This is a genomic window from Paenirhodobacter huangdaonensis, from assembly GCF_004022465.1.
Classification (GTDB): Bacteria; Pseudomonadota; Alphaproteobacteria; order Rhodobacterales; family Rhodobacteraceae; genus Rhodobacter; species Rhodobacter huangdaonensis.
Map to the genome: position 1 here is coordinate 88,179 of NZ_SAVA01000011.1, position 26,685 is coordinate 114,863.

Here is a 26,685-nt window from a genome sequence, read left to right on the forward strand (position 1 = left end):
ATCATTGACTGAAAAAATGAATGCGTTCAATTTTTTTCTGAAGCGGCGCCGAAGACGTGCCGGACGCAACGGGAGATGACGATGAGACTGACGACTTGCTGTGCCGCGGCCGCCCTTCTGGCCGCCCTCGCCCCGACGGCCCGGGCCGAGGAGCTGAACGCGCTGATCTGGTGCGACCACGCCGATCCGGCGCTGCTCGAACCCTTCGAGAAGGCGCATGACGTCAAGGTCAACACCAAGGAATACGAGGGCACGGCGGCGGGGCTGACGATCCTCGAGCAGTCGCGCCCGGGCGATTGGGACGTGATGGTGATCGACGCGGTCGATGTGCACCGCGCGGTCGAGCGCGGGTTGCTGGCGCCGCTGCCCGCGACCGGGATGGCGACGGCCGATTACTTCCCGCAGGTGGTGATGGCCGCGAACAATTCGGTCGATGGCGTGACCTATGCGGTGACCGAGAAGTTCGGCTACAACACCATCGCCTTCAACAAGGCGGCGGTCGATCCCGCGGACATGAAGAGCCTGAAGACGCTGTTCTCGGGCAAGTATGACGGCCGCATCGCGGTCTATGACTATTACCTGCCGGTCGAGGGGATCGTCGGCCTGTCGCAGGGCATCGCGACGAAGGATCTGGACGCCGCCGCGCTCGGGCGGATCAAAGCGCCGCTCTTCGCGCTGAAATCCGCCTCGAAGCAGGTCTCGGACGTGGTGGCGAGCCAGACCGCGCTCGCGACCGGCGAGGTCGACGTGCTGGTCGGCGGCGGCGAATGGCTGACCGCGGTGTTGCACGCGGAAAACCCCGATCTCGACTGGACCATCCCGGAAGAGGGCGGGCTTCTCTGGGCGCAGTCGATCGCCGTGCTGAAGGACTCGAAGAAGCCCGAGCTGGCGCTTGAATTCGTGAAATACATCACCTCGCCCGAGGGGCAGGCGCGGCTGGCCACCTCGTCGTGCTACTGGGGGATGCCGGCGAACCGCAAGGCGGGCGCGCAGCTCGACGCCGATCAGAAGGCAGTGCTCCGCTGGGACGAGCAGGACGACTATCTTGCCCGCGCGCAGCTTTACCCGGTGCCGGATGCGGCGACCGATGCCGCGATGCAGGACCTGTGGACCGAGATGCTGCAGAACTGAGATGGGCATCGAGGCGATCGAGAAACGGCAGGGGGCGGCGCTGGTGCTGCCGGCGCTGCTCTGGACGGTGGCATTCTTCGTGCTGCCCTTCGCTGCCATGGTCTGGATCAGCCTCGGCCATCTGGACGGGCGCGAGATGGTGCCGGGGCCCGACCTCGGCAACTATCTGCGGATCTTCACCGAGCCGGCGCTGAGCCGGGGGATCCGGGTCTCGCTGGAAATCACCCTGATCGTCACGGTGATCTCGGTGGCGCTCGCGTGGCCGCTCGCCTGGATCATCGCCACCCGGGTGCCTCCGCGCTGGCGCCGGCTGGCGCTGCTGCTCGCCGTGCTGCCGTTCTGGACGTCTTACGTCGTGCGCTCCTACTCCTGGGCGCTGGTGCTCGGCCAGAAGGGAGTGGTGATGACCGCGCTTCTCGGGCTCGGCATCCTTGATGCGCCGGTGCAGATCATGGCGACGCGGGCGGCGACGGTGATCGGCTTCGTCCATTTCTTCGTGATGCTGCTGACGCTGACGATCTATTCGAACCTCGTGCAGCTTTCGCCGAACTATGCCCGCGCGGCCGAGGACCTTGGCGCCTCGCGGTTTCAGGTGATCCGCCTCGTCATCCTGCCGCTGACCCTGCCCGGCGTGATGACCGGCGCCTTCCTGACCTTCGTGCTGTGCATCGGCGATTACATCACGCCGCAGATCCTTGGCGGCAACAACGAGCTGACCCTGCCGCAGCTGATCATGCTGCAGCTCGGCCGGCGCGGCGATTACCCGATGGCCTCGGCGCTGTCGGTGGTGCTGATGGCGCTGGTGACGCTCGCCTATGCCGGATGCGCGCGCTGGCTGAAGATGGAACGGGTCTGATGCGGTTTCTCTCCTGGGCCTATCTGGTCGCGCTTTTCGCCTTCATCCTGCTGCCGGTCGTGGTGCTGGTGATCTTTTCCTTTCAGGACGGCCGGCTGCCGGTGCCGCCCTTCCGCGGCGCGACGCTGAAATGGTATGCCGAGATTCTGAGCGACCGCGACCTGATGGCGGCGCTTGGCAATTCGCTGCTGGTGGCGATCGGCTCCGCGACCCTGGCGCTGCTTCTGGGGTTCATGGCGGCCTCGGGACTGGCGCGGGTGGCGCTGCCCGGCACGCTGGCGATGCGCGCGCTCCTGATCGCGCCGATGACGGTCAGTTACCTGATCATCGCGCTTGGCCTGCTGCAGATGTTCAACGCGGCGGGCGTCGGCCCCTCGCTGCTGACCACCGGCATCGGCCATGTCGTCATCAACCTGCCGCTGTGCTTCTCGATCCTCTACGCCGCCATGGGCGAGCATCAGAAGAACGCGATGCGCGCCGCGCGCGACCTTGGCGCGGGCGAGTGGCAGGTGCTGGCGCTGGTCTCGGCGCCGATGCTGGCGCCGGCACTCGCCGCGGCCTTCTTCCTGTCGGTCACCTTCAGCTGGGACGAGTTCATCATTGCCTTCCTGCTGACCCGCTTCGACGTCACCCTGCCGGTCGAGATCTGGTCGATGCTGCGCTCGGGGCTGTCGCCGAAGACCAACGCGATCGGCTCGCTCGTCTTCCTCGTCTCGGTGGCGATCACCGTCACGCTTGAGTTCACACTTTTCCGAAAGGCCAGAAAATGACCGCCGAGGTGCGCATCGACGCCGTTCAACACCGCTTCGGCAGCTTCACCGCGCTGCGCCGGGTCGACCTGACCATCGCGCCCGGCGAGTTCATCGTGCTGCTCGGCCCCTCGGGCTGCGGCAAGACCACGCTGCTGTCGATTTTGGGCGGCTTTCTCACCCCCTCCGAGGGGCGGGTGACGATCGGCGGGCGCGACATGACGCAGGTGGTGCCGAAGGATCGCCCGACGACGACGATGTTTCAGGACTATGCCCTTTTCCCGCACATGAGCCTGCGCGACAACGTCGGCTTCGGGCTGCGGATGCGGGGCGTGGGGCGGTCGGCGCGCAACGCGAAGGCCGAGGAGATGCTCGCCATGGTCGGGCTCGCCGACAAGGCCGGGCGGCGCCCGCATGAGCTGTCGGGCGGGCAGCGGCAGCGCGTGGCGCTCGCCCGTGCGCTTGCCGTCGAGCCCGAGGTGTTGCTGCTTGACGAACCGCTCGGCGCGCTCGACCTCAAGCTGCGCCGGCAGATGCAGGACGAGCTGAAGGCGATCCAACGCCGCGTCGGCACCACCTTCGTGCATGTCACCCACGATCAGGAAGAGGCGATGGCCGTCGCCGACCGGATCGTGGTGATGAACGCCGGCCGGATCGAGCATTGCGGCACGCCCGAAGAGGTCTACATGCGGCCCGCGACCCTCTTCACCGCGAATTTCATGGGCGAGGTGAACCGCATCCCCGTCAGCCGCGGCGACGGGGCAGGGGTCAGCAGCCCGCTTGGCCCGCTCGCGCTGCCCGCCCCGGCGCGCGGCGTGCTGTGCCTGCGCCCGGAATCGGTGGGGCTGTCGGGGGAGCTGGCGCTCGGCCCGGCGCGGCTGGTCGAGGCGGCCTTCTTCGGCGCCTATCTGCGCGCGCATTTCGCCCCCCTTGCCGCGCCCGGGATGCGCCTTGTCGCGCATCTGCCGCAGGGCACGGCGCTGGCGCCCGGGGCGGAAGTGATGCTTCATGGCCGCAACCCGATCGTCCTGCCCGAAACGGAGACCGCATGAGACGCATTCCCCCCGCCGACTGGTATCGCCTCCGCAGCGCCGGCGACGGCATCACCCAGATCGACGAGCCCTTCATCCAGGAGTTCTTCCGCTGCAACATCTGGCATGTGCGCGGGCGCGACCGCGACATGCTGGTCGACAGCGGCATGGGCGTGGTGTCGCTGCGCGAATGGGTGCCGCTGGTGACCGAGCGGCCGCTCGATGCCGTCGCAAGCCACACCCATTTCGACCACATCGGCTGCAGCCACGAATTCCCCTGCCGGCTGTGCCATGCCGCCGAGGCCGAGATCCTCGCCCAGCCGACGCGCGAGAACACGGTGGCGGCGGGCTATGTGACCGACGAGATCTTCGACGCGCTGCCGCCCGAGCCCTACCGCTCGTCCACCTACGCGGTGAAGGCGGCACCGGCGACGCGGCTTCTGGCCGATGGCGACCTCATCGACCTCGGCGACCGGCAGTTCGAGGTGATCCACACGCCGGGCCATTCCCCGGGCGGCATCGCCCTTTGGGAAGCGGCGAGCGGTGTGCTGATCTCGGGCGACATCGTCTATGACGGCCCGCTGGTCGAAGAGACCTATCACTCGAATGCCGAGGACTATCTGCGCTCGATGCAGCGCCTTGCCCGGCTGCCGGTGCGGGTGGTGCATGGCGGGCATTTTCCCTCCTTTTCCGGCGCGCGGCTGCGTGACATCATCACCGCCTGGCTGAGGGAGAAGGGTGCCTGAGCGGCAGGTCCCGCCCCGTCCGGCCGGGAGGATCCCGATGCAGCTTGCCGGAACCGACATCCGCCTGTTGCGCGTCTTCGACGCGGTGGTGCGCCATCGCGGCTTTGCCGCCGCACAGGCCGAGCTGAACGTCTCGGCCTCGACGATCTCGGCGCAGATCTCGGCACTCGAGGACCGGCTCGGCGTGACCCTGTGCCGGCGCGGCCGCGCCGGGTTCCGCCTGACGCAGCGCGGCGAACAGGTGCACCGCGCGATCGAGCGGCTGCTGGCTGCGATGGACGGGTTCGTGTCGGAAACCGCGGCGCTGCGCGACACGCTCGCCGGCACCCTGCGCATCGGCGTCGTCGACAGCGTGGTGACCGACCCGAATTTCCGCCTGTATGAGGCGCTCGCGGCGCTCGAGAAACGCTCGTCCGCAATCCGTTTCGAGATTGCCCAGACCTCGCCGCAGGAGCTGCAGACGCGGGTGCTCGACGGCGTGCTGCACCTCGGCATCGGGTCGTTTCCGCACAAGGTGGCGGGGCTGCGCTACACGCCGCTTTATGAAGAGCGCAACACGCTTTACTGCGCCCGCGGCCACCGGCTGTGGTCGGTGCCCGACGCCGATCTGACGCCCGAATTCGTCGCCTCGCTGAAGACCGTCGGGCGCAGCTACTGGCGCGAGGATCACTGGAACAACCGCGATTTTCGCAACTCGACCGCGATGGCGCAGGGGCTGGAACAACAGCTGATCATGATCCTGACCGGCGCCTTCATCGGCTATCTGCCCGACCATGTGGCCAAGCGCTGGTGCGATCACGGCCGGCTGCGCCGCATCCTGCCCGATCATTTCGTCTATCGCTGCACCTTCGACGCGATCACCCGCGACGCGACCGAGATCGCCCCCCTTGCCAGGGCACTGCTCGACGAGCTCGAAACGCTCTATCCTGCGCCCCTCGCGGCGTCCGGCCGAGGTGCTGAAGAATCCGGCAGCACCGAAGGCAAACATCGGGTTTTGTCCAACTGAACTTCGATACACAGGTATTTTTTCGAAGCAATCCCCGCCGCATCCTCGCCCGCAGATGGAGGCGAGAATGACGAAAACGCTGAACCAGCCGCTTGGCGGCAACACCATGCCCCGCTTCGGGGGACCGGCCACGATGATGCGCCTGCCGGCGGCGCCCTCGGCGGCGGGGCTCGATGCCTGCTTCCTCGGCATCCCGATGGATATCGGCACCTCGAACCGCGCGGGCACCCGCCTCGGCCCGCGCCAGATCCGCGACGAAAGCCGGATGATCCGCCCCTACAACATGGCGACCGGCGCCGCGCCCTTCGAGGCGCTGCAGGTGGCCGATATCGGCGACGTGCCGATCAACACCTTCGATCTGAAGAAATCGGTCGAGATCATCGCCAGCCATTACCGCGAGGTGCTGAGCCACGGCGTGATCCCGCTGACCCTTGGCGGCGATCACACCCTGACCTGGCCGATCCTGCGCGCGATCAAGGAACGCCACGGGCCCGTCGCGCTGATCCATGTCGACGCGCATTCCGACACCAACGAGGACATGTTCGGCGAGACCGTCGCGCATGGCTGCCCGTTCCGCCGCGCGTGGGAAGAGGGCTGCCTGATCAACGACAAGGTGTTCCAGATCGGCCTGCGCGGCACCGGCTATAGCCGCGAGGAATTCGAGTGGGGCCGCAAGCAGGGCTGGACCTGCATCCAGGCCGAGGAGTGCTGGCACAAATCGCTGACGCCGCTGATGGCCGAGATCCGCGCGAAGATCGGCGATGCGCCGGTTTACCTCAGCTATGACATCGACAGCCTCGACCCGGCCTTCGCGCCCGGCACCGGCACCGTCGAAGTGGGCGGGCTGACCACGATGCAGGGGCTCGAGATCATCCGCGGCACCGCCGGGCTGAACCTTGTCGGCGGCGATCTGGTCGAGGTCTCGCCGCCCTACGATCCGGCCGGCAATACCGCGGTGATCGCCGCGAACTTCCTCTTCGAGATGCTCTGCGCGCTGCCCGGCGTGCCGCGGGGCCGCTGACACAGAAGCCGGACCAACAGGGAGAAGACCATGATCAACAGACGTGCATTCCTTGCCGCCACCTCGGCCGGCGCCGCGATGCTTGCAGCCCCCTCGGTGCTGCGCGCTTCCGGCGCGGCGCTGAAGGTGGGCACCTATGGCGGCTATTTCCAGAACAGCTTCGACAAGTTCATCTATCCCGATTTCACCAAGGAAACCGGGATCGAGATCGAGTCGATCGGCGAACCCACGGGCGAGGCCTGGCTGGTGCAGCTCGGTCAGGCGGCGCGGGCAAACCAGGCGCCGGCCGATGTCTCGATGATGGCGCAGGTCGCGCGCATCAAGGGCGAGCGCGCCGGTCTGTGGGCAAAGCTCGACGCGGGCAAGATGAAGAACCTCGGCGTGCTGCCCGCCCACTTCGTGCACCATTATGAGGACGGCGCGCTTTACGGCACCGGCGCGGTGAGCTGGTATGTCAGTCTCGTCACCAACACCGACACCTTCCCCGAGGCGCCGACCTCGTGGAAGGCGCTCTGGGCGCCCGAGCAGAAGGACAGGCTCGGGCTGATGTCGCTCGCCTCGAACTCGTTCCTGCTCGAGATCACCGCGACCACCTTCTTCGGCGGCACCGAGATCCTGACCACCGACGACGGCGTGCTTCAGGTGATGGCGAAGCTCGCCGAGCTGAAGCCGAACGTGCGGCTGTGGTATCGCGACGAGGGCCAGTTCCAGCAGGCGCTGGAGACCGGCGAGATCCCGATGGGCGAGTATTACCACGACGTGACGGGCCTTGCCGCGAGCCAGGGCAAGCCGGTGCGCTCGACCTTCCCGGAGGAGGGCGCGGTGCTCGATTCGGGCTCGTGGGTGGTGTCGAAGGCATCGAAGATGCTCGATCAGGCGCAGGTCTTCATCGACTACATGGCGCAGCCCGCGGTGCAGGCGAAACTGTCGCGCAATGTCGGCACCGCGCCGACCGTGCCGCGCGATCTGACCGACCTGACCGACGCCGAATTCGCCGCCGTCTCCTCGGACAAGGCGCCGATCCTGCCGCTCTCGACCCTTTACGTCGACAAGGGGGACTGGGTGTCGCAGAAGTGGTCGGAACTGATCACCGGCTGAGGGCATCCCCCGCGCGCCCCGGTTCCGGCCGGGGCCGCGCAAGGCTGAGGAGGCCGCCATGACCGAACTCCGCATCGAGGGGCTGAGCAAGCGCTTCGGCACCTATCTTGCACTCGACGACGTGTCGATCACCATCCCGAACGGCAAGTTCGTCTGCCTGCTCGGCCCCTCGGGCTGCGGCAAGACCACGCTGTTGCGGCTGATCGCCGGGCTGGAGACCCCCTCCGAGGGGCGGATTCTGGTCGGCGGCGCCGACCTTTCCGCCGTGCCCAGCCACAAGCGCGGCATGGGCATGGTGTTCCAGTCGCTCGCGCTCTTCCCGCATCTCGACGTGGCCGAGAACATCGCCTATCCGCTCGCCATCCGCGGCACTGACCGCGCCAGCCGGCAGGCGACCGCGGCGCGGCTTCTCGACCTCGTCAAACTGCCCGGCATGGGCGGGCGGCGCATCCACCAGCTCTCGGGCGGCCAGCGCCAGCGCGTCGCCATCGCCCGCGGTCTGGCGATCGACCCCAAGGTCTTCCTGCTCGACGAGCCACTCTCGGCGCTCGATGCGGGCCTGCGCGAGCACATGCAGATCGAACTGCGGCAGATCCAGCAGAGCCTTGGCGTCACCACCGTCGTCGTCACCCACGACCAGAAAGAGGCCCTGACCATGGCCGACCTCGTGATCGTGATGAAGGATGGCAAGGTGCAGCAGGCCGGCACACCGATGGAGATCTATCACGCGCCGGCGAATGCCTTCGTCGCCGATTTCATCGGCAGCACCAACCTGATCCCCTGCCGCTGGGACGGGCAGGCGATCGAGGTGCTGGGCCACCGCCTGACGCCCGCCGAGGGCGACCGGATCGCCACGGCGCCGGGGCTTGCGCAGCTGTCGGTGCGCCCCGAACATGTCGAGATCGCCACCCCCGGAACCGGCTTTGCCGCCGAGATCACCTTCATCCGCGACCTTGGCGAAAGCGTGCATTTCGTCACCCGCTGCGGCGCGCAGACAATCACCGCGCAGGTCGCCCCGGGCGCCCGCCCGCCCTTCGGCGTGGGCGATGCCGTCTCGCTCAGCTTCCGCCCCGGCAAGCGCGTGGTGCTGGCATGACCGCTCCCGCCACCCCCGAAACCGCGGTGCCGCGCTGGATCGCGCTCTGGCCGGCGTTGATGCTCGGCCTGTTCTTCCTTGTCCCCTTCGGGATCATGCTCTCGGTCTCGGTCGCGCACCGGGTCGCGGGCGGCTTCTTCGAGCCGGGCTTCGAATGGGCAAGCTATATCCGCTTCCTGACCCCGTTCTTCGGCCGCGTGCTCGCCGTGTCGCTCGGCATCTCGCTCGCCGCGGCGGCGATCTGCGTGGCGCTCGCCTTCCCCTTCACCGTCTTCCTCGCCACGATGAGCCGCACCGTGCAGACCCGGGTTCTGGTGGTGCTCCTGTCGGTGCTGTCGCTCTCCGAAGTCATCATCGGCTTTTCGCTCTCGACGCTCCTGTCGCAGACCGCCGGGATCGGCAATCTCTTCGCCGCGATCGGGCTGATCGACGCGCCGCGCGCCTATACGCCCTCGCTTTTCGCGCTGCTGACCGGGCTGTGCTATCTCGGCTTTCCCTTCGCGGTGCTGGTGCTTTACGCCCCCGTCTCGCGGCTTGACCCCGAGATCGTCGAGGCGGCGCGGGTGATGGGCGCCTCGGCCGCGCGCGCCTTCTTCGGCGTCGTGGTGCCGTTGCAGCGTGGCGCGCTGACCGGCGCCTTCATCCTCGTCTTCGTCTTCACCCTCGGCTCCTACCTGCTGCCGCAGCTTCTGGGCCGGCCCGAGCACTGGACGCTCTCGGTGCACATCACCGATCAGGCGATCTATCAGGCGAACCTGCCCTTTGCCGCGGCGATGTCGGTGTTCCTGATGCTGGTGGCGTTGGCGCTCGTCGGGCTTGCCTCGCTCGCCGGGCGCGACAGGGGGGCGGCATGACCCGGGGGCTGAAACTTGCCTATATCTGCGTGCTGCTGGCGCTGCTGCTGGCACCGCTTGTCGTCGTCACCGGGGTGTCGCTGAACGGCGCGCAGAGCCTGCGCTTTCCGCCGCAGGAGCTGTCGCTGAAATGGTATGGCGCGCTTTTCCACGACAGGGAATGGCTGGTGCCGCTGATGAACTCGCTCATCATCGCCACCTGCGCCGCGGCCCTTGCCGTCGCCATCGCCGCGCCGCTGGCCCTCTATGCATGGGAGCGCGGCGGGCTTTTCGCGCGGTTGCTGACCGGGCTTGGCCTTGCGCCCTTCGCGCTGCCGCCGGTGATCTCGGCGCTTGGGTTCATGATCTTCTGGATGACCGTCGGCGGCTATGGCCAGATCTGGGCGACGATCGTCTCGCATGGGGTGTTCCTCGTCACCCTGCCGCTCGTCACCATCTCGCTGGGTCTCAAGGCCACCGACCGCGCGTTGATCGAGGCGGCGCGGGTGATGGGCGCCGACCGGATGACGGTGCTGCGCACGGTGATCGGGCCCTTGCTGCTGCCCTATGTCGTCTCGGGCTATGCCTTCGCCTTCGTGCTCAGCCTGAATGAATACATCATCGCCTACATGGTCGCGGGCTTCACCGTCGAGACCCTGCCGATCAAGATCTTCAACGCCCTGCGCTATGGCTATACGCCGATCCTCGGCGTGGTCTCGGTGATCTTCGCGGCGCTGGCGGCGCTCGTCTTCGGACTGATCGGCCGCTTCGGCAACCTGCCGCGGCTGATGGGGGCGGAAAGGGTGCGCGATGAGTGACCTGCCGACGAGGATGCGCGCGGCACTGCTCGATGCGCCGGGGGCGGCGCTGCGTCTGGCCGAGGTGCCGGTGCCCACGCCGGGCCCCGGGCAATACCTCGTCCGGCTCGAGGCCTGCGGGCTGTGCCATTCCGACCTGCATGTCCAGCGCGGCGAGGAGCCGATGCCGCCCGGGGCCTTCCCGCTGATCCTCGGCCACGAGGGCATCGGCCGCATCGTCGCGGGGGAGGGGCCCTTGCCCCATGGCACCCGCGTCGGCCTGCCCTGGCTTTACGACACCTGCCTTGGCTGCGGCCCCTGCCTCGGCGGGCACGAGACCTTCTGCACCGCGCAGCGCGCCCGCGGCCTTGATGCCCCCGGCGCCTTTGCCGAATATGCGTTGCTCGAGACCCGCTTCGCGCTGCCGATCCCCGAGGCGATCGACCCGGTCCGCGGCGGCCCGCTGCTCTGCGCCGGGCTCACCGCCTGGTCGGCACTCGAACGCTGCGAGGTGCATGCGGGCGCGCGGCTGCTGGTGATCGGCGCGGGCGGACTTGGGCAATATGCGCTCGAGATCGGGCTTGCCCGCGGGCTGCGCGTCGCCGTCGTCGAACCCGATGCCCGCAAGCGCGCCGAGATGCGCGCCCGCGGTGCCGCGCTGGCCGTCGCCCCGGGCGAGGTGCAGGCGATCTGCGACTGGGGCGGGGCGGATATCACGCTGAATTTCGCGCCGACGCCGAAGGTCTGGGACCTGATCGCGGCGGTCGCCAACCCGCTCAGCCAGATCGTCGCCGTGGCGCTGGTGCACGAGCCCGTGGCCCTGTCGATGATGTGGCTGATCAACGGCGGGCACCGGGTGACGGGCTCCTCCGTCGGCACCCGCGCCGAGCTTGCGGCCTTCCTCGCCTTCGCCGCCGATCACCCGTTCCGCGTGGCGGTCGAGCGGGTGCCGTTCGAGGAGATCAACGCGGCCCTCGAACGGCTTGCGGCGGGCGAGGTCGCCGGCCGCATCGTTCTCGACTTCGGCGGGCGCTGAGCGGCGCCTCAGTGCACCGGCCGGCGCGCCCCCTTGCCGGGGCGGTGCAGGTCCTGTTCGCGGATCCGGCGGTTGAGGGTGGCGCGGCTCAGCCCCGTCACCTTCGCCGCCCGCGTCACGTTCCAGTCGCACAGCCGGAGCACCTCGGCCAGATCGTGCTGCGCATCCGCGACCGCGAGCGCGCCGATCCGGCAGGCGACATGCTCGGGCAGATCGGCGCGCATGATCATCCCGCCGTCGCAGCAGGCGCAGGCGACATCCAGCGCGCCGCGCAGCTCGCGGATATTGCCGGGCCAGTCATGCGCCGCGATCGCCGCCATCGCCTCGGCGGCAAGAGCCGGCGGCCCCTCGGGCGCCAGGGTCCGCAACAGGTGGCGGATCAGCCGCTCGCGGCTTTCGAGCTGCCGCACCGGCGGCAGATCGAGCACGAAGCCGCCGAGGAAATGCCCGAGTTCCGGCAACAGCCCGGTATCGCCGCTGGCGCAGGTGGCGACGAGGGCAGGGCGATGCCCGGCCGCACCCGCCCGTTCGAGACAGCCCAGAAGCGCGCCTTGCAGACGCGGCGGCCATGCGGCGAGCGCTTCGGCCAGCACCAGATCCGGCATTTCCGCCGCGTCCCGGTTCCAGCCCTCGATGCGCGCCGCGATGCCCGTCTCGGCCTCGCTGCGGCTGTCGAGAACGCCCGCACTCCCCGGCGCCCGGCCCGCTTCGGCCAGCAGGACCCGCGCGGCATGGCTCTTGCCGGCGCCGACGGGGCCGCGGATCATCACCGGGGTGCCGGCCCGCAGCAGCCGGCGCGCCTGATGCAGCCGCGCCGGTGGCAGGAGGCCGCTTTCGGCCAGTGCCAGAAAGGCCGGGGCGCCGGTCAGCGCCTGCGCCGCGCGGCCAGCGGCGCGGGGCCGGGCCGCGGGCAGGCCCGCCGCGCTGACCCGGATCGCGCCGGCCGGACCCGCGCCGGGGGCCAGGCTCGCCCACCGGCCAGGCCCCCGGTCGGCAGGCTCGAACCGGGTGCCGAAGATTTCCTCGAAGCTGCGCCCGCACAGCGCGGCCCCCCGCTCGGGTTCCGGCAGGACCGCGCGCGCCGCCGCGGTGATCGCAAGGATCCGGCCGTCGCCGTCCAGCGCGACCAGCGCATTGCGCCGCCCCGCGGGTGCGGCGCCGGCGGCGGGGGCCGAGACCTGCAAGGTGATCCCGCCGCCGAAGCGGCGCAGGAAGAGCCAGGCCTGCACCCGGTCCGCCGCGGTGTTCAGCACATGCCGCGCAAAGGCGAAATCCGCGGTGTTGCCGCGGTCGATGGTGGTGAAATTCAGGATCGCGAGCACCGCATCCTCGGCGTCGAAGACCGGCACGGCGGTGCAGGCGAAGGGCCGCAGCGTCTGATAGAAATGCTCGCTGCCGCGCACGGTGACGGCGTGCCGGCCAAGGCTTGCCATCGACACGCCATTCGTGCCCGCGATGCGTTCGTCCCAGTTCGACCCGGGCGCGACGCCCCGGCTTTCGAAGGCGTCGCGGTCGGCGTCGCGGCAATGGATGTCGAGCAGGATCTGGTCGCGGTCGGTGACGACGAGCGCGCTCGCGGTCTCCGAGGCGAGTGTGGCGAGCTGCGACAGCCCCTGCAGCTCGCCCGAGGTCATGTCATTGAACGCCTCGCGGCGATGCGCGATCTCTTCGCTGCGCAGGCGCAGGATCGGACGGGCAAGGCCGGCGACGAGATTGTGGCGGTGCGCGCAGCGCTCCCAGGATGCGGCGATCGCCTGGCGATGCTCCGCTTCGGTCATTCGGTCCACCTCGGCATCCTCCCAAATGCTGGTGTCACACCAGAGTTCTCCGTGCCGCGCGGAAAATCCAGCGGTTTCTGCCGCCGCAGCGCGGCGGGGCCGGCGCCGCGGCGACGCCGGCCCGCCCCTCACAGCGATCCCGCCGCCATTTCGCGCGCGATGTGCTCTGCCTGCCGGATCGCCAAGGCGACGATGGTCAGCGTCGGGTTCGCCGCGCTCGAGCTCGGGAAGGCGCTGCCGTCCGAGACGAAGAGGTTGCGCACGTCATGCGCCCGGCCCCAGCCATCGACCACGCCCTCCGAAGCCTTCGCCGCCATCCGGTTGGTGCCCATGTTGTGGCTCGCCGGGTAGGAGGGCAGGTTCCACACCTGCGTCGCCCCCACGGCGCGATACATCTCGCCGGTCCGCTCGTAGGCATGGGCCGCCATGTTGACCTCGTTGATATGCGGGGTCTTGGTGACGATCGGCACCGGCAGGCCGTGCTGGTCGGTCTCGCTCGGGTGCAGGGTGATGCCGTTGCCGGCCTGCGGCAGGTCCTCGCCGCAGATCCAGGTGCCGGACATATAGGCGTATTTCTCCAGTGCCTGCGCGTGCTCGCGGCCCCAGCCCGAGGCCGAGGGGTTGAGGAAGACCGACAGGAACGGCAGGCCGAGGGCCAGGATCTCCAGCCGGTAGCCGGCATAGAAGCCGCGCGAGGGGTCGTTGCGCGCCTCGTCCGAGATCACCCCCGCGACCGTGGTGCCGCGGTTCATGTGCACCTTCTCGGGCATCTCGGCGAAGACCCCGGCGCTGTTGTGGGTCATGTAGTTGCGCCCAACCTGGCCCGAGGAATTGGCGAGCCCGTCGGGGAACAACGACGAGGCCGAGTTCAGCAGCAGCCGCGGGCTTTCGATCGCGTTGCCGGCGACGCAGACAAGCCGCGCCTTCTGCCGCTGGATGGTGCCCGCACCGTCGGCATAGAGCACGGCGGTGACCTTGCCGGTCGCGTCATGCTCGATCTTCAGCGCCATCGCGTCGCAGCGGATCTCGCAGTTGCCGGTGGCCTCGGCGCGGGGCAGCTCGGTGATCATCGTCGACCATTTCGCCCCCACCATGCAGCCGCTCATGCAAAAGCCGTATTGCTGGCAGGCCGGGCGGCCGTCGTTCTCGACCGAGTTGATCGCCATCGGCCCCGAGACGATGTCGCGATAGCCCATCCGCCGTGCCCCCTCGGCGAGCACGCGGAAGCTGTTGTGCCAGGGCAGGTGCGGCATCCCGGTGGTCTTGCCCGTCACCCCCATCTTGCGCTCGGCCGCCTCGTAATACGGGGTGAGCTCGGCCAGCGTCAGCGGCCAGTCGGCGACCGAGGCGCCGGGGATGTCGCCGTTCAGCGTGCGCATCCGGAACTCGTGCTCCTGAAAGCGCAGCGCCACGCCGGCCCAGTGGATGGTCGAGCCGCCATAGCCCTTGACGATCCAGGCCGGCAGGGTCGGGTGGTTGCGCTTGCCGTGCCATTCCCCGGCCGAGATCCGCTTGTCGAGCCAGGAGATCTTGTTGAACATCGTCCATTCGTCATTGACGATGTCCTCCTGGCCGAAGCGCGGCCCGGCCTCGAGCACGACCGATTTGATGCCCTTCTGTGCCAGTTCGTTGGCCAGCGTGCCGCCGCCCGCGCCCGAGCCGATGATGACGACGAGGCTGTCGTCGTCGAGGTCGAATTTCGTGGTCATGAGATCATTCCTTAGCGCTGAACCTGGGCGAGCAGCTCTTCGGGGCTCGGCCCCGGCGGCAGCCAGTCGATGTCACTGAACCCGGCGTGCAGGAAACCGCCGAAGTCCGAGGCGGGGCCCTCGTAGCCAAGCGCCGGCCACAGGTCGGGGGCGTTGTAGATGCCGAAGACCCCGGCCCAGCGGAACTTCTGGAAGAAGGGCGTGGTCTCGATGCCGCGCAGGATCCCCTCGCGCTCATAATCCTCGGCGACCTCGGTGAAGGGCCGGCCGAAGGCCGCGCGGGCGCGCGCGTCGAGCTCGTCGACACCGTCGCGCAGCAGCCCCTTCACGCCCTCGTCCGCCGCCGCCTCGTCGAGCATGGTGTCGACAAGGCGCTGATAGGTGGCGAGGCTGACGATCTGCGGCCCGTGCGGGAAGGTGTCGCGCATCACCCGCAGCATGGTGTCGGCGCGGGCGGTGCCGATCGTGTCATTGGCCCAGGCGGCCACCGGCAGGGCAAGGCCGGCAACCGCGCCGCCGGCGGCGACGGCGGTGGTCATCAGGAAATGCCGGCGCGACAGGCGGCGGGCAGGCTGCGTGCGCGACGGCGCGCGCGGGTGGTCGGTGCTCATCTCGGGCTCCGTTTGGGCGGGCAGTCCGGCCCGGGCCGCCGGCGCGCAAGGGCGGGCGGAGGCAGGCTGCCGATGATGGATGGGGTGAAGCGGGGGCGGCCCGGGGCGGGCTCAGCCGGGGCCGGAAAGCCCGTGCCGGGGGTCGGCGTCTCGTCTCATGTTGTCCTCCCTTTCTGATGTCGTGATGCGCGTCTGGCGCGGTTCAGGCCGTCCGCCCCTGTGCCGGGGCAGGCGATCCGTCCGTGTCCTCCTCCCCGAGGGCACGGATGAATTCGGGCACGCCGAGATCGGGGCGCTCGGCGCGCAGGCTGGTATGGGCCGCCACCGTGACCCCGGCGCCAAGCGCGAGGTCGCGGTGCAGCCGGTCGATCACCGGCACCACCGCGGCAAGCGGCGGGTCGATCAGGATCAGCGCATGGGCCAGCACCGCCCATCCGCCGTCACGGCGCTGCCAGCGCTGCGCGGTGCCGACGATCTTGCACCCGGCAAGCGACAGGTTCCACGCCCCGTCGCAAAAGCTGCCCCCGGTCGCGCCGGTGCTGACCGTCAGGCCGAGCCGGGCGAAGGCCGCGGCCAGCGGCGCGCAGATCCGCCGATAGCCGGCCTCGAGTGTCAGCCCCGCCTCGGCGGGAAAGGCGAGGGCCAGATTGAGCACGCCCGGCCCCTGCGGCACCGGGCCGCCGCCGGTCTGGCGGGCCAGCAGCGGCCAGCCCGCCGCCGCGGCGCGCCCGGCGGCCGCGGCAAAGCCCGGGCGGCGCAGGCAGGCCGCCGGCAGCACGATCGCCGGTGTGCGGGCCTGCCACAGCAACCGCGCCGGCTGCCCCGTCGCGGCGACCTGCGCCAGCATCGCGACCTCGGCCGCGATCCCCTCGGCGGCGCTGTCGAAGCGGCAGGGCGCGGCGCCGGTCACACCGTCCGTCACGGCGCGAAATCCTCGATCTCGTGGCACAGCGTGGTCAGCGCCGCGGCCGCCGGCGCGCCGTCGATCGCGCGGTGATCGAAGGTCAGCGACAGGCCGATGAAGGGGCGCAGCCCGATTGCGCCGTCGGCCTCGCGCACCGCGCGCTCGTGGATGCAGCCGATGCCGAGAATGCCGATCTGCGGCGTGTTCAGGATCGGGGTGAAGGCCTCGACCCGGGTCAGGCCGAGGTTCGAGATGCAGAAGGTGCCCCCGGTCATCTCCGACACGCTGAGCTTGTTCACCCGCGCCCGCGCCGCCAGATCCTGCCGCGCGGCGCGCAGGGCGGCGATGTCCAGCGCCTCGGCGCCGAAGATCGCCGGGGCCACCAGCAGGTTGCCCGGCAGCGCGATCGCGACGGAAAGATCGACCTGCGTCGACAGCCGCAGCTCGCGCTCCTCGAGGCGGCCGTTCAGCCCGGGATGCGCCTTCAGCATCCGCAGCGTCGCCAGCATCAGCAGATCCTCGACCGAGGCCTTGACCCCCTGCGCCGCAAGCGTCGCGCGCGCCGCCAGAAGCCGGCTGGCGTCGGCGCTGGCGTGATGGGTCAGCTGCGCCGCCTCGGCGAGGCTTCTGACCATCTTCTCGGCGATCATCGCCCGCATGCCGCGCAGCGGCACGACGGTGGTGACAGCGGCGGGCGGCGCGCTCATTCCACCCGCCCGATCACCGCGCCCTTCGGCACCACCGCGTCCTGCGCCGCCACGATCACCAGCCGGCCGGCGGCGGGGGCGTGGATCTCGTACTGGACCTTGGCGGTCATGATCTCGGCGATCAGCGCGCCCTCGGCCACCTCGGCGCCGTCATCGGCAAGCCAGGAGGTGATGACCGCCTCGGTGTCCTCTTCCCACAGGTCGGTGGGGATGATGATGTCAGTTGCCATGTCGTTTTCCTTATCTGTGGCCCGGGGCGGGCCGCTGGCCTGCGGGGGCGGGCGGGCCCGCCCCCGGGCGGCGGTCACGCCGCCATCTGCGCCCATGCCGCGACGATCTTCGCGGGATTGGGCAGGCAGAACTGTTCCATCACCCGCGCGTAGGGGATCGGCACATCGGGATAGGCCACCCGCACCGGCGCCGCCTTCAGCACCGAGAGGTCGTGCTCGACCACCGAGGCGATCACCTCGGCCGAGACGCCGAAGCTGTGGTAATCCTCGTCCACCACGATCAGCCGCCCGGTCTTGGCGACCGAGGCGCGGATCGTGTCGCGGTCGAGCGGCACCAGCGAGCGCAGATCGACGACCTCGGCCGAGACGTTCTGCTGCGCCAGCGTGTCGGCCGCCTTCAGCGCGTGATGCACCCCGATGCCGAGCGAGACGATGGTGACATCGCGCCCCTCGCGCACGACCTTCGCCTTGCCGATCTCGACGGTGTAGCTGTCTTCGGGAACATGCACGGTGGCGCCCGGTTCGGTGCCAAGCCAGCCCATCCCCTGCAACCCCTTGTGATACATGTAGACCACCGGGCTGTCGTCGCGCAGCGCCGCGGTCATCAGCCCCTTGGCGTCATAGGCGTTCGAGGGCGCCACCACCTTCATGCCCGGCAGATGCGCGAAGGTGCCGTAAAGACATTGCGAGTGCTGGCCGCCGTCCGAATAGCCGCCGCCGGTCGAGGTCATCAGCACCATCGGCACCTTGAGATGGCCGCCGGAGAAGTAGATGTTCTTCGCCATCAGGTTGTAGATCGCGTCGAAGCAGACACCGAAGAAGTCGACGAACATCAGCTCGACCACCGGCCGCATCCCGTCCTGCGCGGCGCCGACCGCGGCGCCGATGAAGCCGGTCTCGGAGATCGGCGTGTCGCGCACCCGCTCGGGGCCGAATTCCTCGATCAGGCCGCGGGTATTGCCATAGACGCCGCCGAGCGTGCCGATGTCCTCGCCCATCACGAAGACGGTCGGGTCGATCCGCATCTCCTGCGCCAGGGCCTCGGCCATCGAGCGGGCGATGGTCAGCTTGCGTTCGTTGGATTTCACAATCGTTCCGGTCATCTCATCCCCCTCAGGCAAAGACCGCGGTCAGGGCGTCCTCGGGACGCGGATCGGCGCTGTCGCGGGCAAAGCGGATCGCCGCGGCGACCCGGTCCGCCGCCGCGCCCTCGGCGGCGACGAGCTCGTCCTCGGAGAAGCCGAACTCGGCCAGCAGCCGGGCGCGCATCTTCGGGATCGGATCGGCGGCGAACAGCGCCTCCTTCTCGCCTTTCGGGCGATAGGCCTCGGCATCGCCCATGAAGTGGCCGGCCAGACGATAGGTCTCGCATTCGATCAGCGTCGGCCCCGCGCCGGCACGGGCGCGCGCGATCGCCTCGCCCGCGACCTCGTAGATCGCCAGCGGGTCGTTGCCGGCGACATAATGGCCCGGAATGCCATAGGCCGCGGCGCGCACGTCATTGCGCGCCACCGAGGTCGAGGCGCTCTTCGGCACCGAGATGCCCCAGGAATTGTCCTCGATCACGCAGATGAAGGGCAGCTTCCAGACCGCGGCGAGGTTCATCGCCTCGTGGAAGGCGCCCTGGTTCGCCGCACCGTCGCCGATGAAGGCGACCGCGACGCCGGGCAGGCCGCGCAGCTTGCGCGACAGCGCCGCCCCGACCGCCGGGCCAAGCCCCTGCGCGATGATCCCCGAGCAGGCGAAATTCACCTTCGGGTCGAACAGGTGCATGTGGCCGCCGCGCCCGCCCGAAAGCCCGCTCGCCTTGCCGAAGATCTCGGCGACCATCGCGTCGAGGTCGACGCCCTTGGCGATCGCCTGATGATGCGGGCGGTGCGTCGCGGTGACGATGTCCTCGGCGCTCAGATGGGCGCAGACCCCGACCGCGACCGGCTCCTGCCCGTTCGAGAGGTGCATCTCGCCCGGGATCGGGCCGTTCGCCATGTTGAAGACCGGCGTCTTGCCCTCGAAATAGATCTTGGAAATGGTTTCCTCGAGCCTGCGGCTGAGCACCATGTTGCGGTACATCCAAGCCAGCTCGTCGCGTGATGGCGTCATCTGATCCTCCCCGTTTGCAGCGGCGCAGGGCATGGGTGGCCCTGCTTGCGAGGATCTTTCTCAACCCGGCCATGCATGTGCTGCAACGCAGGATCGCCTCTGCGCTGCAGCGTGTCTCAGACTGTCTCAGGGAATTGGCGCCCGGGCCGGCGCGGGATACGGGCAGGGCAGGGGCGGCGGCGACCGCCGCCCCCGCTTTGCCGGACAGGCCGGCCTCAGCCGCCGCTGGCGGTCAGACCTCAGCCGCCGCTGGCGGTCACCAGCGTGCCGGCGGTGCCGGCGACGATGGCGACTGCATCCTCGAGCCGGCCGATCCCGGCCCGGCCGCCGGTCGCCTGGACGAAGTCGACCGCGGCGCGCACCTTCGGCCCCATCGAGCCGGCCGGAAAATCGGCGGGCGACAGCGCATCGGCCGCAACCGCCGCCAGCGGCCGGGCCTGCGGCGTGCCGAAATCGCGGTAGACTGCGGCGACGTCGGTCAGCATCAGCAGCATGTCGGCGCCGAGCTGGCGCGCCAGCAGGCCGCTTGCCAGATCCTTGTCGATCACCGCCTCGATCCCGGTCAGCCCGCCCTGCGGCAGGGTGACGACGGGGATCCCGCCGCCGCCCACGCAGATCGGGATCACCCCCTGCGCAAGCAGCAGCTTCAGCACCGGCGCCTCGAGGATCTCGAGCGGCGCGGGCGAGGCAACGACGCGGCGCCAGCGGTCGTTGTCGGGCGCGACGGTCCAGCCGCGGGCAGCAGCAAGGCGGCTGGCCTCGTCGCGGTCATAGACCGGACCGATCGGTTTCGTCGGATGCCGGAACGCCGGATCCTGCGGATCGACCCGGACCTGGGTCAGCAGCGTCGTCACCAGATGCCCCGGCAGGGCATTGTCGAGCTCCTGCTGCAGCACATAGCCGACCATCCCCGCGCTTTCGGCATCGAGCACGTCAAGCGGGAAGGGCGCCTCGGGCGTCGCTGCCGCCTGCAGCGCCAGAAGCCCGACCTGCGGCCCGTTGCCATGGGTGACGACGAGCCGGTGGCCGGCCTGCACCAGCTGCGCCAGCACCGCGGCCGCGGCGCGGATGTTGGCGCGCTGGTTCTCGCCCGTCATCGGCTCGCCCCGGCGCAGGAGCGCATTGCCGCCAAGGGCCGCGACGATCAGCATGGCTCAGCCCCCGATCGTCGCGACGAGCAGCGCCTTGATCGCGTGCATCCGGTTCTCGGCCTCGTCGAAGACGATCGAGGCGGGGCTTTCGAACACCTCCTCGCTCACCTCCATGCAGTCGATGCCATAGTCCTTCAGCACCTGCGCGCCGACCTCGGTCTCGGCATTGTGGAAGGCGGGCAGGCAATGCATGAACTTGACGTAAGGGTTGCCGCTGGCCGCCATCAGCGCCGCATCGACCCGGTAGGGGGTGAGCAGCCGGATCCGCTCGCCCCAGGCCGCGCTGGCCTCGCCCATCGACAGCCAGACGTCGGTGTAGATGAAATCGGCGCCCTTCACCGCGGCGACCGGATCTTCGGTGAGGGTGAAGCGGCCGCCGGTCGGCGCCGCCATCGCGCGGATCTCGGCGACGAAGCTGTCCTCGGGCCAGAGCGCGCGCGGCGAGGCGATGCGGAAGTCCATCCCCACCTTCGCCGCCCCGATCGCCAGCGAGCGGGCGACGTTGTCGCGGCCCTCGCCGGTGAAGGTCAGCACCATGTCCGACAGATGCTTGTGGGTGAATTCCCGCATCGTCATGAAATCGGCAAGGATCTGGGTCGGATGGGTCTGGTCGGTCAGGCCGTTGTAGACCGGCACCCCGGAATAGCGGGCGAGGGTCTCGACATCGTGCTGCGAGAAGCCGCGATACTCGATCGCGTCATACATCCGGCCCAGCACCCGGGCGGTGTCCTTCACCGTCTCCTTGTGGCCCATATGGCTGCCCGAGGGGCCGATATAGGTGACCTCGGCGCCCTGGTCATGGGCGGCTACCTCGAAGCCCGAACGGGTGCGCGTCGAATCCTTCTCGAAGATCAGCGCGATGTTCTTGCGGGTCAGGCGGGGAACTTCGGTCCCCGCCATCTTCGCCACCTTCAGATCCGCCGCCAGCCGCAGCAGGAAGCGGATCTCGTCGGGGGTGAAATCGGCCAGCGTGAGAACGCTGCGGCCGTGCAGATTGACAGGCATATGTGCCTCCTGTGCTCAGATCGGGTCGCGGGCGATCGGGCAGGTCATGCAGTGACCGCCGCCCCGGCCGCGGCTCAGCTCCGCGCTTTCGATGGTGATGACCTCGACGCCGGCGTGACGCAGAAGCGTGTTGGTATAGACGTTGCGGTCATAGCCGATGACCACCCCGGGCTCGACCGCGACAACGTTGTTGCCATCGTCCCATTGCTCGCGCTCGGCCTCGTAGTCGTCGCCGCCGGTGGCGACGATGCGCAGCTTCTTCAGCCCCATCGCCTCGGCCACCACCGCGGTGAAGGGACGCTTTTCCTCCCGCACATCGACCGAATGCGCGCCATCGCCGGGCCGGATCGAGAAGGTCCGGATCCGGTCCACCACCGGCGGATACATCGTCGCCAGATCGGCGTCACACAAGGTGAAGACGGTGTCGAGATGCATGAAGGAGCGGTCGCGCGGCATCAGCGCGGCGATCACATGCGTCGCCTCGCCCGCGGCAAAGAGATTGCGCGCCAGGCTGCCGACCGCCTGCGGGGTGGAACGCTCGCCCATCCCCACCAGCACCACGCCCTTGCCCACCGGCATCACGTCGCCGCCCTCGAGGCTGCAATGCGCGCCGATATTGTCGGGCGAGACGAAGGGCACGCCGGCGTCGCGGAAGCGCGGATGGAAACGATAGATCGCCTCCACATTGGCGGCCTCCGGCCGGCGCGCCGGCCAGAACATCGGCCCGACCGAGACCGAGCGATAGATCCAGCACGAGGAATCGCGGGTGAAGAGCTGGTTCGGCAGCGGCGGCAGCACGAAATCCTGCGGCAGCAGGGTCTGCCCGAACAGGCCCGGCGGCGCGAAGGGCAGCTCGGCCCGGGTCACCCCGCCGATCAGCCGCGTCGCCAGCTCGGCCGCCGGCAGCGCGCCGAGCCAGCCGCGCAGCTCGGGCGCCAGATCATAGCCCACCATGCCGGGATCGACCCGATGCGCCAGCAGCCAGTCACGCGCTTCGGCCTGGTCCAGCGTCTCGGCGAGCAGATCGCCGAACAGATGCACCATCACCCCGCGTTCGCGCAGCGTGTCGACCAGCACGTCATGCTCCTGCCGGGCCCGTTTCACCCAGATCACGTCGTCGAACAGCAGGTCGTGGCAATTGTCCGGCGTCAGCCGGCGCAGGCTCAGGTCGGGACGATGCACGATCACCTCGCGCAGCTTCCCCACCTCGGAATGGACACCGAGGTCACTCATGGTCTTTTCCTCCCTTACAGCGCGCTGACGGCGCCGATCCACATCTCATAGGCCGCGTAGAGGCCGACGAGCACCAGCGCCACGGCGAGGATCGCCTCGATCGCGGTGAAGCTGCGTTCCTGCCGTTCCTTGCGGGCCCAGATGTAGAACACCACACCCGGCGCATAGAGAACGGCGCACATGAACAGATAGGACAGCCCCGCCGCATAGACGAGCCAGATCCCGTAGACCGTCGCCAGAAGCCCGACCAGCATCGGCCCGATCCGGTTCTCGCCCGCGGCATAGTTCTCGCCGGTGAGGGCAAGTTTCGCCGCATAGGCGCCCGAGAAGATATAGGGCACGAGGATCATGCTCGAGGCGATGGAGAACAGCGCCTGATAGGTGCTCTGCGCAAAGAGGGTGATGATCAGGAACAGCTGCACCAGCACATTCGTCACCAGCAGCGAGGTGACCGGCACCTTGCGGTCGTTCTCCTTCGCGAAGAAGCGCGGCATCGTGCCGTCCTTGCCTGCGACATGGGGCACCTCGGCGGCGAGCATCGTCCAGCTCAGATAGGCGCCGAGCACCGAGACCACCAGCGCGAGGTTGATCATCACCGCGCCCCAGGGGCCGACGACGGCCGCCATCACCCCGGCCATCGACGGGTTCTTCATCTGCCCGAGCTCTGCCTGGCTGATGATGCCAAGCGACAGCAGCGACACCAGCGCATAGAGGATGATGCAGGTCAGGAAGCCGAGGACGGTGGCGCGGGCGATGTCGCGCCGCTCAGCCGCACGGGCGGAATAGACACTCGCCCCCTCGATGCCGATGAACACCCACAGCGTGACGAGCATCGTGCTCTTCACCTGGTCCATCACCGTGCCGAGGCTGGCGTTGCCCTTGCCGGAGAAGTCGGCAGAGAAGACATCGACCTTGAAGGCGAGCGCCACGACGAGGACGAACAGCACGATCGGCGCGATCTTCGCCACCGTCACCACGGTGTTGACCACCGCGGCCTGTTTCACCCCGCCCAGAATCAGGAAATGCACGGCCCAGACCAGCACCGAGGCGCCCAGCACCGCCTGCCAGGTGTTGCCGTCGCCGAACGCCGGAAAGAAGTAGGACAGCGCGCTGAACACCACGACGGCATAGGAGACGTTGCCGACCCAGGCACTGATCCAGTAGCCCCAGGCGCTGTTGAAGCCGATGAACGGGCCGAAACCGGCCTTGGCATAGGCATAGGGCCCGGCGTCGAGCTCCGGCTTGCGCATGGCCAGCGACTCATAGACGAAGACAAGGGCGAGCATCCCCACCGCGGTGATGCCCCAGCCGATCAGGATCGCCAGAGGCCCCGCCCCCGCGGCCATGTTCTGCGGCAGGCTGAACACGCCCGAGCCCACCATCGAGCCGATCACCAGTGCCGCCAGTGCCCCAAGGCGAAGCTTGTCGCCGGTTCCCGGTGATTTGTCCGAGACAGTCATATCGCTCATGAAATTTCCTCCACATTCAACTCTCCCCAAAAGGGAAAAGTTGTCCGCCCCTCTCCCTCACGGAGAAGGTCGTTCAATTTCAATATTATACCGGAACTTCGCAGAAAAAAGAAGCGCAATCGGAACAGCCGGACCCGACGAAACCCTGCGCCGGGCCATCCGCCGACAGGATGCGCATACCCCGCCCTGCCGGCTTACCCCACGCGGAGTAAGCCGGCAGCTTATGGCCAATATAAGGAAGAGCCGATGGAGCGCCTGGCATCTGCCCGGACCACCCCCTTCCCCGGAAAGACCCGGACCGAAGGGGAGGGCCCGGGCCTCGGGTGGCAACCTTTGGCAACGTGAATCTGGGCCTCGGCCATAATTTTTACCGGAAGTCGGAACTCAACAGAATGTCGGATGTGAACTGTACGATTACGCCAAAAGCCAACACCAATGCCGCGGGCGGCACGGTCAACGGAAACCACATCGAGCTTCAGACGCCCAGCGTCGTCGCCCTGCACATGGGGCCCGAGGCGGTGGCGCGATTCGAGCGCGTCGGCGACGATCTGGTTCTCGAGCTCCAGGACGGCACCCGCATCATCATCGACAATTTCTTCGTCGTGGCCGATGACGCGCGCAGCGACATCGTTTTCGTCGATGATGCCGGCGTCACCTGGTGGGGCCAGTATGGCAGCAGCTGGACCGGCTTCGACATCGCCGAGATCACCGAAACGACGGTGGTCCCGGTCGCCTTGCTCGGCGCGATCGGCACTCTGGCGGGGGCCGCGCTGATCATCGGCTCGGGCGGCAGCGATTCACATCCGGCCGACACCACGCCGCCCGAGATCACCGTCGAGGCGCCGGCCCTGAAGAACGACGCCACGCCGACGATCACCGGCACCACCGACGCGGCACCCGGCAGCACCGTCACCCTCGTGGTGACCGGCTCGGACGGGGCGACTCAGACCCTCACCACGACGGTGCAGCCGGACGGCAGCTATACCGTCGACGTCCCCGCAAATCTCGCCGAGGGGGACTATACCGTCACCGCCTCGGTCAAGGACCCGGCCGGCAACACCGGCTCGGCCGATGATACCGGCGTGATCGACACCGTCGCCCCCGAGATCAGCGTCGACGCGCCCGAGCTGAGCACCGACGCCACGCCGACGATCACCGGCAGCACCGATGCAGCGCCGGGCAGCACCGTGACCCTCGTGGTCACCGGCTCGGACCACGTCAGCCAGACCTTCACCACCACCGTCGGCACCGATGGCAGCTATACCGTCGACGTCCCCGCAAATCTCGCCGAGGGGGACTATACCGTCACCGCCTCGGTCAAGGACCCGGCCGGCAACACCGGCTCGGCCGATGATACCGGCGTGATCGACACCGTCGCCCCCGAGATCAGCGTCGACGCGCCCGAGCTGAGCAATGACGCCACGCCGACGATCACCGGCAGCACCGATGCGGCACCGGGCAGCACCGTGACCCTCGTGGTGACCGGCTCGGACCACGTCAGCCAGACCTTCACCACCACCGTCGGCACCGACGGCAGCTACAGCGTCGATGTCCCCGCCGATCTCGCCGAGGGCGGCTATACCGTCACCGCTTCGGTCACCGACCCGGCCGGCAACACCGGCAGCGCCGATGATACCGGCGTGATCGACACCGTCGCGCCCGAGATCAGCGTCGACGCGCCCGAGCTGAGCAATGACCCGACGCCGACGATCACCGGCAGCACCGATGCAGCGCCGGGCAGCACCGTGACCCTCGTGGTCACCGGCTCGGACCACGTCAGCCAGACCTTCACCACCACCGTCGGCACCGATGGCAGCTACAGCGTCGACGTCCCCGCCGATCTCGCCGAGGGCGGCTATACCGTCACCGCCTCGGTCACCGACCCGGCCGGCAACACCGGCAGCGCCGATGATACCGGCGTGATCGACACCGTCGCCCCCGAGATCAGCGTCGATGCGCCGGCGCTGAGCAATGACCCGACGCCGACGATCACCGGCAGCACCGATGCGGCGCCCGGAAGCACCGTGACCCTCGTGGTCACCGGCTCGGACCATGTCAGCCAGACCTTCACCACCACCGTCGGCACCGACGGCAGCTACAGCGTCGACGTCCCCGCCGATCTCGCCGAGGGCGGCTACAGCGTCGAGGCCTCGGTCACCGATCCGGCCGGCAACACCGGCTCGGCCGATGATACCGGCGTGATCGACACCGTCGCCCCCGAGATCAGCGTCGATGCTCCGGCGCTGAGCAATGACCCGACACCGACGATCACCGGCAGCACCGATGCGGCACCGGGCAGCACCGTGACCCTCGTGGTCACCGGCTCGGACCACGTCAGCCAGACCTTCACCACCACCGTCGGCACCGACGGCAGCTATACCGTCGACG

25 protein-coding genes are annotated in these 26,685 nt (G+C 69.0%); 13 read left to right on the forward strand and 12 right to left on the reverse strand.

Translation table 11 applies throughout. The annotated features are described in order from the left end of the window. Positions 1-81: 81 nt before the first annotated feature. The 12 genes from EOW66_RS16770 (at position 82) to EOW66_RS16825 (ending at position 11,400) form a co-directional block, all read left to right on the forward strand. Positions 82-1,131: an extracellular solute-binding protein gene (locus EOW66_RS16770; protein WP_239017620.1), complete on the forward strand. Its 1,050-nt coding sequence runs from the start codon at positions 82-84 to the stop codon at positions 1,129-1,131. 1 nt (position 1,132) lies between these two features. Next, positions 1,133-1,987, forward strand: coding sequence for an ABC transporter permease (locus EOW66_RS16775; RefSeq protein WP_128157440.1), 855 nt, complete (start codon positions 1,133-1,135; stop codon positions 1,985-1,987). Further along, positions 1,987-2,757: an ABC transporter permease gene (locus tag EOW66_RS16780; protein WP_128157441.1), complete on the forward strand. Its 771-nt coding sequence runs from the start codon at positions 1,987-1,989 to the stop codon at positions 2,755-2,757. Before EOW66_RS16775 ends, EOW66_RS16780 begins: the two co-directional genes overlap by 1 nt. Beyond that, positions 2,754-3,788: an ABC transporter ATP-binding protein gene (locus tag EOW66_RS16785; RefSeq protein ID WP_128157442.1), complete on the forward strand. Its 1,035-nt coding sequence runs from the start codon at positions 2,754-2,756 to the stop codon at positions 3,786-3,788. The genes EOW66_RS16780 and EOW66_RS16785 overlap by 4 nt, the downstream gene beginning before the upstream one ends. Next, positions 3,785-4,513 (forward strand): MBL fold metallo-hydrolase, encoded by a 729-nt coding sequence (locus EOW66_RS16790; protein WP_128157443.1) that lies wholly within the window; start codon positions 3,785-3,787, stop codon positions 4,511-4,513. The genes EOW66_RS16785 and EOW66_RS16790 overlap by 4 nt, the downstream gene beginning before the upstream one ends. 37 nt (positions 4,514-4,550) lie before the next feature. Then, positions 4,551-5,519, forward strand: a complete 969-nt coding sequence (locus tag EOW66_RS16795) for a LysR family transcriptional regulator (RefSeq protein WP_128157444.1) — start codon at positions 4,551-4,553, stop codon at positions 5,517-5,519. A 67-nt stretch (positions 5,520-5,586) separates the two neighbouring features. Then, positions 5,587-6,540: an agmatinase gene (speB, locus tag EOW66_RS16800; protein WP_128157445.1), complete on the forward strand. Its 954-nt coding sequence runs from the start codon at positions 5,587-5,589 to the stop codon at positions 6,538-6,540. A 30-nt stretch (positions 6,541-6,570) separates the two neighbouring features. Further along, complete coding sequence (locus tag EOW66_RS16805) at positions 6,571-7,638, forward strand: ABC transporter substrate-binding protein (protein WP_128157446.1); 1,068 nt, start codon at positions 6,571-6,573, stop codon at positions 7,636-7,638. 58 nt (positions 7,639-7,696) lie between these two features. Continuing rightward, the gene (locus EOW66_RS16810; RefSeq protein ID WP_128157447.1) at positions 7,697-8,734 is read left to right on the forward strand and encodes an ABC transporter ATP-binding protein; all 1,038 of its coding nucleotides are present in this window, start codon (positions 7,697-7,699) and stop codon (positions 8,732-8,734) included. Continuing rightward, positions 8,731-9,588 carry an ABC transporter permease gene (locus tag EOW66_RS16815; protein WP_128157448.1) on the forward strand — a complete coding sequence of 286 codons (858 nt, stop codon included), beginning with the start codon at positions 8,731-8,733 and terminating at the stop codon, positions 9,586-9,588. The genes EOW66_RS16810 and EOW66_RS16815 overlap by 4 nt, the downstream gene beginning before the upstream one ends. Beyond that, the gene (locus EOW66_RS16820; RefSeq protein WP_128157449.1) at positions 9,585-10,385 is read left to right on the forward strand and encodes an ABC transporter permease; all 801 of its coding nucleotides are present in this window, start codon (positions 9,585-9,587) and stop codon (positions 10,383-10,385) included. The genes EOW66_RS16815 and EOW66_RS16820 overlap by 4 nt, the downstream gene beginning before the upstream one ends. Continuing rightward, on the forward strand, positions 10,378-11,400 hold the full coding sequence (locus EOW66_RS16825; RefSeq protein WP_128157450.1) for an alcohol dehydrogenase catalytic domain-containing protein: 1,023 nt from the start codon (positions 10,378-10,380) through the stop codon (positions 11,398-11,400). Before EOW66_RS16820 ends, EOW66_RS16825 begins: the two co-directional genes overlap by 8 nt. An 8-nt stretch (positions 11,401-11,408) precedes the next feature. Here the strand turns inward: EOW66_RS16825 and EOW66_RS16830 are convergent, their stop codons facing one another. From EOW66_RS16830 to arcD, 12 genes are all read right to left on the reverse strand, one after another. Next, the gene (locus EOW66_RS16830; protein ID WP_128157451.1) at positions 11,409-13,178 is read right to left on the reverse strand and encodes a sigma-54-dependent Fis family transcriptional regulator; all 1,770 of its coding nucleotides are present in this window, start codon (positions 13,176-13,178) and stop codon (positions 11,409-11,411) included. A 128-nt stretch (positions 13,179-13,306) separates the two neighbouring features. Continuing rightward, a complete protein-coding gene (locus tag EOW66_RS16835) occupies positions 13,307-14,887 on the reverse strand; it encodes a GMC family oxidoreductase (RefSeq protein ID WP_128157452.1) in 1,581 nt (526 codons plus the stop codon). An 11-nt stretch (positions 14,888-14,898) separates the two neighbouring features. Next, positions 14,899-15,498 (reverse strand): twin-arginine translocation signal domain-containing protein, encoded by a 600-nt coding sequence (locus EOW66_RS16840; RefSeq protein WP_128157453.1) that lies wholly within the window; start codon positions 15,496-15,498, stop codon positions 14,899-14,901. A 202-nt stretch (positions 15,499-15,700) separates the two neighbouring features. Next, positions 15,701-16,420, reverse strand: coding sequence for a lipoyl protein ligase domain-containing protein (locus EOW66_RS16845; protein WP_128157454.1), 720 nt, complete (start codon positions 16,418-16,420; stop codon positions 15,701-15,703). Next, entirely contained in the window at positions 16,417-17,109 is a 693-nt protein-coding gene (locus EOW66_RS16850) for a 2-oxo acid dehydrogenase subunit E2 (protein WP_128157455.1), read from the reverse strand. The genes EOW66_RS16845 and EOW66_RS16850 overlap by 4 nt, the downstream gene beginning before the upstream one ends. Next, complete coding sequence (locus tag EOW66_RS16855; protein ID WP_128157456.1) at positions 17,106-17,339, reverse strand: biotin/lipoyl-containing protein; 234 nt, start codon at positions 17,337-17,339, stop codon at positions 17,106-17,108. Before EOW66_RS16855 ends, EOW66_RS16850 begins: the two co-directional genes overlap by 4 nt. A gap of 74 nt (positions 17,340-17,413) precedes the next feature. After that, positions 17,414-18,442 (reverse strand): alpha-ketoacid dehydrogenase subunit beta, encoded by a 1,029-nt coding sequence (locus EOW66_RS16860; protein WP_164881169.1) that lies wholly within the window; start codon positions 18,440-18,442, stop codon positions 17,414-17,416. A gap of 10 nt (positions 18,443-18,452) precedes the next feature. Beyond that, positions 18,453-19,439, reverse strand: coding sequence for a thiamine pyrophosphate-dependent dehydrogenase E1 component subunit alpha (locus EOW66_RS16865; protein ID WP_239017621.1), 987 nt, complete (start codon positions 19,437-19,439; stop codon positions 18,453-18,455). A gap of 239 nt (positions 19,440-19,678) precedes the next feature. Next, positions 19,679-20,590, reverse strand: coding sequence for a carbamate kinase (arcC, locus tag EOW66_RS16870; protein ID WP_128157457.1), 912 nt, complete (start codon positions 20,588-20,590; stop codon positions 19,679-19,681). Positions 20,591-20,593: 3 nt separating this feature from the next. Beyond that, positions 20,594-21,595 (reverse strand): ornithine carbamoyltransferase, encoded by a 1,002-nt coding sequence (gene argF / locus EOW66_RS16875; protein ID WP_128157458.1) that lies wholly within the window; start codon positions 21,593-21,595, stop codon positions 20,594-20,596. 15 nt (positions 21,596-21,610) lie between these two features. Further along, positions 21,611-22,828 (reverse strand): arginine deiminase, encoded by a 1,218-nt coding sequence (locus EOW66_RS16880; RefSeq protein WP_128157459.1) that lies wholly within the window; start codon positions 22,826-22,828, stop codon positions 21,611-21,613. A 14-nt stretch (positions 22,829-22,842) separates the two neighbouring features. Continuing rightward, on the reverse strand, positions 22,843-24,297 hold the full coding sequence (gene arcD / locus EOW66_RS16885) for an arginine-ornithine antiporter (RefSeq protein ID WP_206363727.1): 1,455 nt from the start codon (positions 24,295-24,297) through the stop codon (positions 22,843-22,845). 401 nt (positions 24,298-24,698) lie between these two features. Here arcD and EOW66_RS16890 point away from each other — a divergent pair. Then, a partial coding sequence (locus EOW66_RS16890) for an Ig-like domain-containing protein (RefSeq protein WP_206363728.1) occupies positions 24,699-26,685 on the forward strand: 1,987 nt, incomplete at its 3' end.